The following is a 13,045-nucleotide window of genomic DNA, read 5'->3' on the forward strand; positions in this document are numbered from 1 at the left end:
AAGAAAGAATGGTAATGATAAGTAACAGCCAGCATTCGTTTACATCCCTGCCTGTGCAGGAGGAGGTTGCATCATGACACATCACGTATGGCAGTTGTTCATGATCGGGATCGTCATGCTCGTCTGGATCATCATTCGAATGAATCGAATGAGACGCTATCAGCTTGTGCGCCCGGTAAATCTTTTCATGAGAATGTATGTATTTAGTCTCACTGCCCTTATTCTCTTATCAGAAGGATGGCAAAATCACAGTATTTTTATCTATGCCGTCATTGGCATGATCTTCGGGAGCAGTCTCGCCGTTCACGCCTATCAGACGATTCAGATGAAATTAGAAAATGGCCGGCTGTATATGAAAACAAGTAAATGGATTGAAAGCTTTATTTTATGTTTGTTTTTATCTAGGCTTGCATTTAAATCGGTCAATCTGACAACACATGCGATCACCAAAATGGATATCGTTGAATTGTATCAGCATATTGTCAGCGATGATGCGTTGACAATACTCAGCTTTTTCCTTCTAGCGGCTTACTATATTGTGTTTTCTTATCAAATGATGAAAGCAAATAAACGATCAACCCAAGTACATCATGCATAAAAAACCTTCCTATATAAAAGTAGGAAGGTTTTTTCTCAATCATGCTGTGCATGGTGTATCATTTGTTCAAGCACTTCCATCACATGCTGATCTTCAGGACTGTAAAAAATCGAGGTCCCTGCTCGTCTAGATTTCACGAGACGAAGATTTTTTAAAAAGCGCAGCTGATGAGATACGGTTGATTGCATAAGGTTTAGTGTTTCTGCTATATCATTTACTGAATGTTCACCTTGAGACAGCAAATGCAGAATACGAATACGCGTCGGATCAGATAAGGCTTTAAATGTTTGGGAGACAAGAAATAGACTTTCTTCGTCCAGCTCCATCCGTTCCTGTTCTTGATTTGTATTCAGTTCTTCCTTCATTTCGCTTCACCTTTCTTGTCAGTCAACTCACGACTTATTCTATGTATCATCATATACCAAAACGTGTAGCATGCAAAGCTTCCACACCTTTTGAAAAAAGATTTATTCAAATAGCATTGACACGTGGTAGCATTCTTTTTAAAATGAGCATTATTTATTCATTTTTTTAGAGGAGCTGATAGGCAAATTGACTGAAGAGCCAAGACTAAAACGCAGCCTGACTGTTTTTCCGCTTGTTGTGATCGGGCTTGCTTATATGGACCCACTTGTCGTATTTGATTCATACGGCATTGTTGCTCAGCTGACGAAAGGACACGTTGCTGCAGCTTATATCTTTACTTTACTGGCATTACTATTGACAGCGCTTAGCTATGGGAATATGGTGAAGGCTTTTCCAAAAGCAGGATCTGCATATACATACGCGCAAAAAAGTATTCATCCTCACGTCGGCTTCCTTGTAGGCTGGACACTATTGCTGGACTATTTATTTTTGCCTATGGTGAATTTTGCAATCGGAAGTGCATATTTAACCGCAGCCTTTCCTGATGTACCTCATTACATTTGGATCATCATACTTGCTATCGCCATAACGACTGTCAATGTAATCGGTATACGTCTTACAGCCAACATTACAGCGCTATTTGTGACCTTTCAGGTGATTGTCGCTGTTACATTTGTTGGGTTTATTATTTATGGGCTCACGCAGCATGCAGGCACGGGAGAGTTACTGTCAACCCGTCCGTTTTATTCAGCGAGCTTAGATCCCGCCCTTATTTTTTCCGGCGCAACGATTTTATGTTTTTCTTTTCTAGGATTTGATGCGATTTCGACCATGTCTGAGGAAACAATTAAGCCAAAAAGAACGATTCCTCTCGCCATATTTTTAACGGTCGCTATTGGAGGTGTGCTGTTTACCCTTACCTCTTACTTTTTACAGCAGGTGTTTCCAAATTTTCAACAGTTCAAGCATCCAGATGCGGCATCACTTGAAATTGCGGAATTTGTGGGCGGCGCGTTTCTCCACTCATTCTTTTTAGCCGGCACCATGGTCGCTGTCATCTCTTCCTCCCTATCATCACATGCAAGTGCCGCAAGACTCTTGTATGCGATGGGAAGAGATCAATCATTACCAAAGCGTTTCTTCGGTTATATTCACCCAACATTGAAAACGCCTGTATTTAATATTTTATTAATTGGTGTTTTTTCGTTAACCGCAGTTGTTGGTGAGCTTGAGGTCATTTACTCGTTTATCAGCTTCGGGGCATTAATTGGATTTACGTTTGTTAACTTGTCTGTTTTCGCTTACTATTTCATCAAACAAAAACAAAGAGGTGTATTAAACACACTGAGGTATGCCATCATCCCTCTTTGCGGAACGGCTTTTTGTATTTGGCTCTTAACAAGCATCAGTACAAATGCATTAATCATCGGCATGGTGTGGCTCATGATCGGTTTTGTTTATTTCTGCTATAGACTGAAAACAAGAACAGAATTTACGTTTGGCTATGATTGAATATAAGGTTTTCACTTGGTATCCTGTGCAGGATATGGCATAATATAAAGGCTGTACTTCCCTTTTAAAAGCGGGGCAAAACAGGGGTGAACTGACCTTGAAAAAGAAAAAAACAGGATGTTTTGCCATTTCAGGCTGTTTCACGATTTTTCTGTTTGTTTGCGTATTAGCGGCCATTGTCATTTCCTTTAATCAAAAGGAGTTAAAAAAGCTGCCGATTGATACGGAATCAATTGTTTTGTCGAGATTGGATGATTACAAACCGCTTGTAGAAACAGAGTTAAGAGATCAAGATTTAGATCAATATACCGCGTTAATTCTCGGTATGATGTATCAAGAATCAAAAGGCAGAGGCGGAGATCCAATGCAGTCCTCTGAATCTCTTGGTTTGAAACGAAATGAAATCAATGACCCTCAGAAAAGCATTAAACAAGGAGTCCATCATTTTTCAACCATGTACAAGCATGGGAAGAAAAAAGGCGTTGATTTGGAAACCATTATTCAAAGCTATAACATGGGAATCGGCTATATTGATTTTGTTGCAAAAAACGGGGGAAAACATTCCGAAAAATTGGCAAAGCAATACTCCAAAAAGCAAGTGAAGCGAAACCCTGAAGTCTATACATGCGGGGGCGACAAAGATAACTTCCGCTATCCGTATTGCTACGGTGATTTCACTTATGCTGAAAAAGTAAAAGAAAAAACGAAAACAGTTGAAGAAAAGATGAAATTGGCTTCATCATCCACACCATCATCGTAAAAAAAAAGCACTTCCTAAACGGAAGTGCTTTTCATTTTATGAATGCTCTTTCCCGATTTCCGGCAGGATCGTTTTGGCTAAATGCTGATCCATTTCTTCATATTCATCATAATGAATCGTTTCATATAGTTCTTTTCTCGTTTGCATGTCCTCCAGCATTCCCTGCTGCGTCCCTTTTTCCTTAATCTCTGTAAATAAACGCTCATACGCTTTTGCAGCAACTCTCAAGGATGACACTGGATAAATCACCATTTGAAAGCCAAACATAGAAAATTCGTCTGCATGATAATAAGGTGTTTTTCCAAACTCCGTCATGTTTGCAAGAAGCGGCCCTTTTATATTGTTTGAAGCATACGTGAAATCTTCTGCTGTAATCAGCGCCTCGGGGAAAATGGCATCTGCTCCTGCTTCTAGATAGAGATTAGCCCGGTGAATCACATCCTCCACCCCGTTTACTGACTTCGCATCCGTTCTTGCGATGACAAGAAGTGTAGGTGCCGCTTGTTTGATCGCTTTGATTTTCGCCATCATTTCTTCTACAGAAACAAGTAATTTTCCGTTTAAATGTCCGCATTTCTTCGGCATTTGCTGATCTTCAATTTGAACAGCCGCTACCTTGCTCTCAACCATCTCTTTTGCTGCTCTGGCTGCATTTAATACACCGCCATAGCCAGTATCCATATCAACCAAAAGAGGCAGCTGAGAAGCTCGAATGATTTCCTTTGCCTTTTCCGCCATTTCAGTGGAATGAATCATACCAAGGTCAGGAAGCCCTTTGCTTGCGCAAAAAGCGGCACCCGATAAATAAAGCCCTTGAAATCCCATTTTCCTCGCATAGAGCGCAGACATTCCATCGTGAACGCCTGGAATTTGAAATAAAGCGGATTTGTGCATTTGCTCTTTAAAAGCTGCGGCTAAGTCAGCTTGACTTACTTCATCATTCACGATCCACACACTAGCTCCCCCTTATATGACAAATAAGTCCATAAATGCTGGTACTGTCGTTGTTTTTAATTGATTTGGATTTTGGCAAAGTGAAACAATTTGATCGACTTGTTTTTGTGGAAATCTCGTTTTCAAATGATATACCCATTTCTTTTCAAGCAGCGGGATCCCTTCCTGCCTTCTTCTGCGATGACCAAGCGGATATTCAATTTCGATTCGATCTGTCATCGTTCCGTCTTTAAAGAAGATTTGAACACAGTTTGCAATTGATCTCTTTTTCGGATCTAAATAGTCTTCTGTATACCTTTTATCTTCTTTCACGATCATTTGATCACGCAAACGGTCAATGAGCGGATTCTGCGCCGTTTCTTCTTCATAATGATCAGCGGTCAGCTCACCATAGATTAACCCAATGGCTGTAATATACTGCAAGCAATGGTCACGGTCTGCCGGGTTGTAAAGCGGTCCTTTTTTATCAATAATTCGAATGGCTGATTCATGTGTCGTAATCTCTATCCTGTCAATCTCATCTAAACGGTCTTTTACCGCGTCATGTAGAATGACAGCGGCCTCAGCGGCAGTTTGCGCATGAAATTCTGCTGGATAAGCAATTTTAAAGAGTACATTTTCGATCACATATGACCCAAGCGGCTGGGCAAGTGTGAGTGGTTTTCCTTTCATTAACACATCTTCAAACCCCCACTTTTCTGCACTGAGGGGCGTTTGATAGCCCATTTCTCCTTTCAATGTCATCATCGCTAGTCTCACTGCACGGCTTGTTGCATCCCCTGCTGCCCATGATTTCCTCGATCCTGTGTTTGGGGCGTGGCGGTACGTTCTAAGCGGTGAATTGTCCACAAATGCTTGTGATAATACATGCTGCACATCTTCTTTCGTTCCGCCAAGCATTGCACAAACGACTGCACTTGATGCCACCTTGACAAAAAGAACATGATCCAAGCCATTTCGATTCAAACAATTTTCTAAAGCAAGCACACCTTGTATTTCATGTGCCTTTACAATCGCATGCAGTACGTCATTCATCGAAAGCGGTTCTTCTCCGTTTGCAAGCCTCGTTCTGCTGATATAATCGCTTACAGCCAATATCCCGCCCAGGTTATCTGAGGGATGCCCCCACTCCTGTGCAAGCCACGTGTCATTATAATCTAACCAGCGAATCATACAGCCAATATCAAAAGCCGCTTGAACAGGATCTAATACAAATGAAGTGCCGGGCACTCTTGCTCCGTTAGGGACAACAGTTCCAGGTACGATGGGTCCAAGATGCTTCGTGCATTCTGGAAAGTTGAGCGCCAGCATTCCGCAGCCGAGTGTATCCATGAGTACATACCGAGCTGTTTCAATGGCCTCTTTGCTCGTAATTTCTCCATCCACGGCATAAGCTGCGATATCTTCTAATAGTTGATCTGTTTGATTGGCTACTGCTGTTTTATTCATATTCATTCCCCCGTTTTTCCATCATCATTTGAGACTTTTAATCCTCTTGGTCCTAAATACCTTACTCTCGGTCTAAAAATCCGATTGTGTGAATGCTGCTCGATGACATGCGCTGCTAATCCGCTTGCTCTCGCAGCAAAAAAAATCGGTGTATAAAGTGAAATAGGAATACCGAGCACGTAATAAATAGGTGCTGCGTAATAATCAAGGTTTGGATAGAGGTTTTTCTTTTCTTTCATGTATGCCTCGCCTGCGACGCACATGTCATAAAGCGTCGTGTCTCCTTTTGATTCAGTAAGCGTTTTCAACGATCGTTTTAAAAGTGCCGCTCTTGGGTCCATTTTTCTCATGTATACCCGGTGTCCAAAGCCCATCATTTTTTCTTTTGCGGCTAATTTACGTTCGATGAGCGCAAGGAAACCTTCTGTTGTTTTGCCTTCGAGCAGCATGTGCATGACTGCTTCGTTTGCGCCTCCGTGTAAGTCACCTTTTAATGAAGAAATCGCTCCAGTAAAAGCACCATACATGTCAGAATGAGTAGATGCAATGACTCTTGCTGCAAATGTTGAATTCGGCAGCTCATGCTCACTATAAAGCGTGAGCGTTTGGTCAAATGCTTTGATTTCGTCTTGTGCCGGAGTGCGGCCTGTTAACATCGCTAGAAAGTTTTCAGTGTAGGATTTGGTCTGGTCTGGAGTAGGTGTGGTGTCTTGTGTGAGAATATGATAGCTTCCCGCAACAATCGCTGGCAGCTGGCCAAGTAATCGAACGGCACGCGCTTGTTGGCATGCTTCTGATCGATCATTCAGTTGTTCATCGTACCCTGCAAGAGCAGATAAACACGTTCTCATGGCATCCATTGGGTGAGTGGTTTTTGGCAGTTTTGTCAAAATGGTTTGAATGGTTGGATGTAAGCTTGTTTGTGAGGAAATATCTTGCTGAAATTGGTGATATTCCATTGCATCTGGTAATCTTCCATAAATGAGCAAATAGGCTGTTTCTAAGTACGTCTTGCTTTGTGCCAGCTCGATGAGGTCATAACCGCGAATCACAATTTCTTCTTGCTGGACATCTAGGAACGAAATTGACGTTTCGCTTGCCACAATGTCTTCAAGCCCCGGTTTGTACTGCAATTGTTCAGTCATCATATAACCCCCGTTTCGTTCAATTGTGTTCTCCAAACGAGCAAACGGCCAGACATGATGTGATTCTATAGGTGGGAAGATACCGTGCAAGTCGGATACCCAATTCCCATTTTATCCAAAGCACTTCATCTTGTAAATAAAAGAACGTATGTCCAAATGGACATACGTTAGCTGTAGTATGGAGAAATCATGATATATACGATGACACCTGTTAGACTGACATAGAGCCAAAGAGGCATGGTCCATCTGGCAATTTTACGATGACGTTCGACTTGCATTTGTGCGCCTCTAAAGAGAGTGATCAGTGCAAGCGGTACAATGACGGCAGATAAGACGATATGTGTGATGAGAATAAAGAAGTAAATCGGACGAATGATTCCTTCTCCCCCGAAGTGTGTATCAGCTGCCATTGAATGATACGTCACATACGAAATTAAAAAGACAAGTGTTGTTGAAAAAGCCGCAAAGATAAATCGTCTATGGGCTTTAATGTTCTTTTGTTTAATCATAATGAGCGCTGAAAGTAAAAAGATAAACGTAAAACTGTTCATCACGGCATTCAGTAACGGCAGAAATGTAATATCCAGATGACTAAATTTATCTGTTTTTGGCATGAAAAATAATAAAGCAATTAAGCCGTTTATGGCAATTGTTAAAAAGACAACAATGCCGGTGAAATTTTTCGGTTTTTGATTCTGTTCGTTCATGTTTGAAAACCTCTCTTTATTAGTTCCGACTAAGAGTATGTTATTTAACTTTCTCTCTAAAGTCAATGAATTCGCTGTCTTCGTCGAATTTTAGACAAACTTGCCGATTGCCTGCCTTCTAGCGGCTTGAAAGATCCACTCACTTCCTTTAGAATGGGAATTTGTGTGGTTTTTATCAACTCTTCTATGAAAGGAGCAATAGACTTGTCAATCTTACAGGAAACAACAAAAGATGTGAAGACATTAGAGCAAGAATTACAGCAGTTGCAGTTCCAAATGTATCGAATGCAAGAAAATATAAAAGATATTTCAAAAAAAGCAAAGATTATTGGCATTGATCAAGCGAAGGAAGATGAATGGATGATCGTCTCTGCAATTGAGAATGCAGAGACGTGCAAAATCATGTTAAGCGATTGCGAAAAAGCTTTTCGCGGACAATCTGATTTTTCCTTGATCGCGGAATATCCTGAAGAAGGAAAGATTCACATTGCCGATATTAAAGGCCCGCCTGATAATGGCTATGGATCCATCTGTATGAAGCATTTAAAAGAAATCGCAAGAGAGCAAAACATTCCAGTCATTACTGGGGATCTCGTCAAAAGAGATTGGAATCATGTGGACCGCCTGATTCATTTTTATGAAAAACACCATTTTGATGTCCAAATCAATTGGAAAGAGCAAAGCGGAGAAATTTATTGGGTGGACAGCTAACGACACAAAAACCAGCGTTGAGATGGGCTTATACGCTGGTTTTTGTCGAAAATGCGAATTTTTCAGAAAAATATGTGTATTTCCGGCCAAAAAAAGGTATAATAAAAGCATCAGGCCGCCACCTGATGCTTTCTTCCAAAAACAATAGACTACTAGTTAAGTACTTTCACTTTGACTGATTTTACGCCCCAATTTTTAGCTTGGGATTTGCTTGGTACGTGTACATCAATTTTGTTACCTTTAATTGCGCCGCCAGTATCTGCTGCGATGGCTTCACCGTAGCCTTCAACATAAACCTTACTTCCTAATGGAATGACATTAGGATCTACTGCGATTACTTTTGCATTTGGGTTTTTGTTTAAGTTTACCCCTGTTGCAGTGATACCTGAGATGCCACCATCATTTGCTGTATAAGCCGTAGCCGTTACAGTCATTTCTTTTTGAACACTTTGACTAGCAGAAGATGATTCTGCTTTAGCTGTTTCCTTTTTAGGAGCAGCTTTTTTCGTTGTTTGCTCTTTTTGGACAGGTGCCTGTTTTTGAACAGGTTCTGAGCTTACCGGAGCTGAGCTTTGACCAGCAACACTTAGTGTTGAACCAATCATAATTATATCTGAGTTTAAGTTATTCCAAGACTTAATATCGCTAATTGACACATTGAATTTTTGAGCGATTTTCCAGAGGCTGTCCCCCTTCTGGACTTTGTACTGCTCCTGAGTTTTCTCTTTTGAAGAGATTGTCAATTTATCTCCTACATAGATCATGTCTGTAGATAAATTGTTCCAACCCTTTAGGTCCTTTAGAGACACATCATTTTTTTGAGAGATTCCCCAAAGTGTATCACCTTTCTGTACAGTGATTTCCTTTGCAGAAGCTTGCTGTGCTCCTAATGCTGTTGTTGAGATTGCTGCAACAGCAACCAAGGACATAATAGTCTTCTTCATAAAGTAAATCCTCCCTTGTTAGCTTTTTATGGCGGCTAACGAGTGCTATCGTAACATATGTAAATGTCATTTCAATAACAAAACGATATGTTTTAGATTACAGTTCCTTTACATGAAACATCTCTCTCCATTGGTAAATCAGCCCACTAAATGGCTCAATTCCGCACCATATCAAGGTTTTGTAGGGATGGAAATCATCATGATGAAAACGCGTCCAAGTGAAACGAAAAAAATTTATTTTCCTTCTTCAAACTTTTTATTTTTTCTCTTTTTCTATAAATAAACGAATTTCTTCTAAAAAAACATCTCCATATTTCTCTCTTTTTTGTGCACCGACACCTTTAATATTTAAAAGTTCTTCTTCTGTTTTAGGCTCTACTGCTGACATTTCCTTCAATGTTTGATCAGAAAAGACAACAAATGGCGGAACGCCCTGCTCTCTTGCCAACTTCATTCTGACCATTCTTAACTGCTCAAATAATGCATCATTTTCTTGAATAGCCTCTGCCTTTATCGCCTGCTTTTTATAGACGGTCTCCTGCCCCACTAGCACTTTCTTTCCTTTTTGTGTCACTTTTAGTGTTGGAAAAGCTCCTTCAGACATGTGTAAATACTCTTCTGTAATTAAAAATTCAATGAAATCACTGATATGTTGGGCTGAATGCTGTTTCATTAAAGCATAAGTAGGGAGCCGGTCGAAACCAAAATCAAGCACTTTTTTGTTTTTAGAGCCGGCTAATACTTGAGCTATCATCATTTTTCCAAATCGTTCGTTCATTCTAACGGTACACGACAAAACCATTTGTGCTTCTCTCGTGACGTCTTCACGCTCTCTCTCGTCTAGACAGTTGCTACATTTTTGACAAGGGGCACTTGATGATTGGTCAAAGTAATCCATCACAAATTGCTGAAGGCACTGTTCCGTATGACAGTAGTCTACCATTTGTCTCAGCTTGAGCAATTCATGCTGATACCGCAATTCATCTTCTGTTGATTGTTCAATGAGAAAGCGCTGCACGCGTACGCCTTGCGGTGAAAACAGCAAAATGCATTCACTTTCAAGTCCGTCTCTCCCGGCACGTCCTGCTTCTTGGTAGTAACTTTCAATATCTCTTGGAATTTGATGATGAATGACAAAACGTACATTAGACTTATTAATCCCCATACCAAATGCAGATGTAGCTACCATTACTTGAATATCATCATTTAAAAAAAGATTTTGCTGTTCTTCTCTGACTTCATCATCTAATCCTCCGTGATAAACACCCGCTTTGATTTTTTGCTTTTTTAGACGATGATAAATTTGATCTGCTTCTTTTCGTGTGGCTGTATAAATAATGCCTGACTCAAGACTGTTTTTCTTCATATATTGTGTGATGAATTGGTCGCTGTTTTGCCCTTTCACCACTTGAAAAGACAAATTTTCTCTAGCAAAACCAGTAAAGATTGTTTCTTCTTCGTCCATGCCAAGTTGCTCACATATATCCTGTTGGACCTTCTTTGTAGCAGTGGCTGTTAATGCTACAATAACAGGTCTATTTGAAAGCTTGTTTACACATTCTTGTATAAAGCGATAGCTCGGTCTAAAATCATGTCCCCACTCAGATATACAGTGCGCTTCATCAATAGCCATTAAAGGAATCGTCAATCGATCAAGCAGCTGAAAAAAACGTTCATTTTGTAAGCGTTCAGGGGTGATATAAAGCAAATCATACTCCCCCTGTTCACATCTTTTCAGCCTTGTATTCATTTCACCTGCTGAAAGTGTACTATTTAAAAAGGACGATCGTATTCCCATCTCATATAACGCATCAACCTGATCTTTCATTAAAGAAATAAGCGGAGATACAACGATTGTCGTTCCTTCCATCATAAGGGCAGGAATCTGGTAGCAAACCGATTTCCCTCCGCCTGTCGGCATAATGCAGACCGTATCCTTCCGTTTATTCACAATCGATTCAATGGCTTGTTTTTGTCCTTGTCTAAAAGCATCAAAGCCATAATATTGTTTAAGAAGTGCTTCTGCTTGTTGTAACATCCAATTCCCTCTCCGTCGTTTGTTTTGTCTATTTTAACATACATTTGTACATGCACATTCGGTCTGTTCAAAATCGTATTTTGGACAAAATAAAAAGCCATTTTCCAAAAATGGAAAATGGCTTGAATCATCCTAGGAAAAGCTGCGGATGCCGTAATCTAAGTAAGAAAGTTTTAAACCACCACTCCTCAAAGTGGGTGTTTGCAGAAACGTTCCTGTCTTCCTCTCGAAGGAGGCGTGACATTCCGGCTTCAATATAAAACTCCCTATTACAGCTTAAAGGTTAAAACTTAATTAACATTACGCGCATCGCAGCCTTTAAACTATACTACACGAAAGTTTATTAAATTTCAAGATATGTTTTTTCTAAAAAAATACTCATGTATACAAGATTTTTGTCCATGTAGACGTGGGAAAACATTATGTTGAGAAAACATAAATTCCTCTCATCATGTTATTTTTCCTCATCTATATCAACATCTTGCTCTTCTTCTAGCCTTTCATACGTATCTGAATGTAATTGATCCATTGTTTCTCTATTTGTTAAATCACGCATTTGCTCAGAGAACGAACGGTCAAATTCATTTGGATCTTGATTGGTTTCTTCATTTTTCTTTGCATCAATTGAATAACGAGTATAGGGTACTGCTTTCAAACGTTCATATGGAATGTCTTTTCCTGTTTTTTCACAAATTCCATATGTTCCGTCTTCCATCCGCTTAAGCGCCGCATCAATTTCACCTTCGAGCTGATCATCGACTTGATCCAGCGTCTGTTCGGTCATGCGATCTAAATAGATGCTTCCGTGATCTGCGATATGGTTTCCAACACCATTTGAAATCTCATTCGATTCGACCAGCATGGATTCTTCTTTCTTTTTTGATCCTTTCACATCTTCTTTTAATTGAATAAGTCTTTCATATAAATCAGCTTTTTGCTCTTTCGTTAAGCTCACGGTCAATCACTCCTTTCTCTTTACCTTCCCGCTCCATGCGAAATGAAAACATCAAAAAAGCCGCCGCCTTTGGCAGCAGCTTTCTTCATTTAAAGATTGCGAAGTGCTTCTTCTACTGGTGTATCACCTTTGATTAAGTCAAAGGCTTTATTTTTCACATTGGATTCCGTTAAGCTTTCCACTAAGACAGTGGCTACATCTTCTCTGGAAATCTCAATGTCACGATCGTCTGGAATATGAGCCGCCGCTTCTATTTTCCCTGTCTTCTCCTCATGCAGCAGTGCTCCTGGCCGCACAATGGTGTAAGAAAGACCAGACTGTTTTAAATGTTCATCGGCTTTTCTTTTCGCTTCATAATAAATCTCCATACTGCCTTGTCCTTTTCCTTGATGAGGATCGTCGGCATTATAAGAACTCAGCATCACAAAATGCTGAATATTTTCTTTTTTGGCTGTATCAACGAGGCGTTTTGCCCCCTCTTGATCAACAGCGATGGTTTTATCTGCACCTGTTTTTGAGCCTGAACCAGCTGCAAAGATGACAGCTTCTGCTTGCTTCACAGCATCTGTCACATCCTCTTCAAGATCACCGATGACAGGCGCTGCACCAAGTTCTTTTAGCGCATCTGCTTGTTTTTCATCTCGAATGAGAGCAAGCGGCTCATGTCCTTTTTCTTTTAAATATCGAATGACAAGTCTCCCTGTATGTCCGTTTGCTCCAGCAACTAATACTTTCATTGTTCATTCTCCTTTCTGTATCTGTTTCATCTTTATCCTTTTTTGATGTGATTCAAACACACGAATAGAAAAAAGCCTTCCCCACTGTGTTGGGAAAAGCTCAAGGGATATGCGATAGATAAAAATAAGAACAAAGAATGAGAAAAGTGCATGTGATCTATGTAATCGC

Annotated in this window: 13 protein-coding genes and 1 other RNA gene; 4 read left to right on the forward strand and 10 right to left on the reverse strand. The window is 40.3% G+C overall.

Going from position 1 to position 13,045, the window contains the following annotated elements; translation table 11 throughout:
* Positions 1-73 precede the first annotated feature (73 nt).
* A complete protein-coding gene (locus LCD32_RS09105) occupies positions 74-598 on the forward strand; it encodes a hypothetical protein (protein ID WP_035391760.1) in 525 nt (174 codons plus the stop codon).
* Between the two features lie 35 nt (positions 599-633).
* Here LCD32_RS09105 and czrA read toward each other — a convergent pair whose 3' ends face one another.
* Positions 634-963: a Zn(II)-responsive metalloregulatory transcriptional repressor CzrA gene (czrA, locus tag LCD32_RS09110; protein WP_007500691.1), complete on the reverse strand. Its 330-nt coding sequence runs from the start codon at positions 961-963 to the stop codon at positions 634-636.
* A 187-nt stretch (positions 964-1,150) separates the two neighbouring features.
* Between czrA and LCD32_RS09115 the strand changes: the two genes are divergently transcribed.
* Positions 1,151-2,476: an APC family permease gene (locus LCD32_RS09115; RefSeq protein ID WP_017367435.1), complete on the forward strand. Its 1,326-nt coding sequence runs from the start codon at positions 1,151-1,153 to the stop codon at positions 2,474-2,476.
* Positions 2,477-2,573: 97 nt separating this feature from the next.
* Positions 2,574-3,236 (forward strand): lysozyme family protein, encoded by a 663-nt coding sequence (locus LCD32_RS09120; protein WP_017359484.1) that lies wholly within the window; start codon positions 2,574-2,576, stop codon positions 3,234-3,236.
* 36 nt (positions 3,237-3,272) lie between these two features.
* On the opposite strand, the gene prpB is transcribed toward LCD32_RS09120, so the two are convergent.
* The 4 genes from prpB to LCD32_RS09140 form a co-directional block, all read right to left on the reverse strand.
* On the reverse strand, positions 3,273-4,190 hold the full coding sequence (gene prpB, locus LCD32_RS09125; protein WP_035391757.1) for a methylisocitrate lyase: 918 nt from the start codon (positions 4,188-4,190) through the stop codon (positions 3,273-3,275).
* A gap of 12 nt (positions 4,191-4,202) precedes the next feature.
* The gene (locus tag LCD32_RS09130) at positions 4,203-5,639 is read right to left on the reverse strand and encodes a bifunctional 2-methylcitrate dehydratase/aconitate hydratase (protein ID WP_025207494.1); all 1,437 of its coding nucleotides are present in this window, start codon (positions 5,637-5,639) and stop codon (positions 4,203-4,205) included.
* 2 nt (positions 5,640-5,641) lie between these two features.
* Positions 5,642-6,784 (reverse strand): citrate synthase, encoded by a 1,143-nt coding sequence (mmgD, locus tag LCD32_RS09135; RefSeq protein WP_019743303.1) that lies wholly within the window; start codon positions 6,782-6,784, stop codon positions 5,642-5,644.
* 167 nt (positions 6,785-6,951) lie between these two features.
* Positions 6,952-7,491, reverse strand: a complete 540-nt coding sequence (locus LCD32_RS09140) for a DUF420 domain-containing protein (RefSeq protein WP_008346516.1) — start codon at positions 7,489-7,491, stop codon at positions 6,952-6,954.
* Between the two features lie 204 nt (positions 7,492-7,695).
* Between LCD32_RS09140 and LCD32_RS09145 the strand changes: the two genes are divergently transcribed.
* Positions 7,696-8,202, forward strand: coding sequence for a GNAT family N-acetyltransferase (locus LCD32_RS09145; RefSeq protein WP_019743302.1), 507 nt, complete (start codon positions 7,696-7,698; stop codon positions 8,200-8,202).
* A 152-nt stretch (positions 8,203-8,354) separates the two neighbouring features.
* Here LCD32_RS09145 and LCD32_RS09150 read toward each other — a convergent pair whose 3' ends face one another.
* The 5 genes from LCD32_RS09150 to LCD32_RS09170 all read right to left on the reverse strand — a co-directional run bounded on the left by LCD32_RS09150 (position 8,355) and on the right by LCD32_RS09170 (position 12,876).
* Positions 8,355-9,146 carry a LysM peptidoglycan-binding and 3D domain-containing protein gene (locus LCD32_RS09150; RefSeq protein ID WP_007500712.1) on the reverse strand — a complete coding sequence of 264 codons (792 nt, stop codon included), beginning with the start codon at positions 9,144-9,146 and terminating at the stop codon, positions 8,355-8,357.
* 256 nt (positions 9,147-9,402) lie between these two features.
* Complete coding sequence (gene recQ, locus LCD32_RS09155) at positions 9,403-11,184, reverse strand: DNA helicase RecQ (RefSeq protein WP_224563628.1); 1,782 nt, start codon at positions 11,182-11,184, stop codon at positions 9,403-9,405.
* 135 nt (positions 11,185-11,319) lie between these two features.
* Positions 11,320-11,505, reverse strand: a non-coding RNA gene (gene ssrS, locus LCD32_RS09160) — 6S RNA.
* Between the two features lie 133 nt (positions 11,506-11,638).
* Positions 11,639-12,139 carry a TraR/DksA family transcriptional regulator gene (locus tag LCD32_RS09165; protein ID WP_224563631.1) on the reverse strand — a complete coding sequence of 167 codons (501 nt, stop codon included), beginning with the start codon at positions 12,137-12,139 and terminating at the stop codon, positions 11,639-11,641.
* 89 nt (positions 12,140-12,228) lie between these two features.
* The gene (locus LCD32_RS09170) at positions 12,229-12,876 is read right to left on the reverse strand and encodes an SDR family oxidoreductase (RefSeq protein WP_007500715.1); all 648 of its coding nucleotides are present in this window, start codon (positions 12,874-12,876) and stop codon (positions 12,229-12,231) included.
* Between the last annotated feature and the right edge of the window lie 169 nt (positions 12,877-13,045).

It is taken from the genome of Bacillus sp. RSS_NA_20, from assembly GCF_020165915.1.
Lineage (GTDB): Bacteria > Bacillota > Bacilli > Bacillales > Bacillaceae > Bacillus > Bacillus altitudinis.

Bases quoted from the DNA above. Each gene is read 5' to 3' on its own strand.
- LCD32_RS09105 (WP_035391760.1), top strand. From the start codon at position 74: ATGACACATCACGTATGGCAGTTGTTCATGATCGGGATCGTCATGCTC.
- czrA (WP_007500691.1), bottom strand. From the start codon at position 963: ATGAAGGAAGAACTGAATACAAATCAAGAACAGGAACGGATGGAGCTG.
- LCD32_RS09130 (WP_025207494.1), bottom strand. From the start codon at position 5,639: ATGAATAAAACAGCAGTAGCCAATCAAACAGATCAACTATTAGAAGAT.
- mmgD (WP_019743303.1), bottom strand. From the start codon at position 6,784: ATGACTGAACAATTGCAGTACAAACCGGGGCTTGAAGACATTGTGGCA.
- LCD32_RS09140 (WP_008346516.1), bottom strand. From the start codon at position 7,491: ATGAACGAACAGAATCAAAAACCGAAAAATTTCACCGGCATTGTTGTC.
- LCD32_RS09150 (WP_007500712.1), bottom strand. From the start codon at position 9,146: ATGAAGAAGACTATTATGTCCTTGGTTGCTGTTGCAGCAATCTCAACA.
- recQ (WP_224563628.1), bottom strand. From the start codon at position 11,184: ATGTTACAACAAGCAGAAGCACTTCTTAAACAATATTATGGCTTTGAT.
- LCD32_RS09170 (WP_007500715.1), bottom strand. From the start codon at position 12,876: ATGAAAGTATTAGTTGCTGGAGCAAACGGACATACAGGGAGACTTGTC.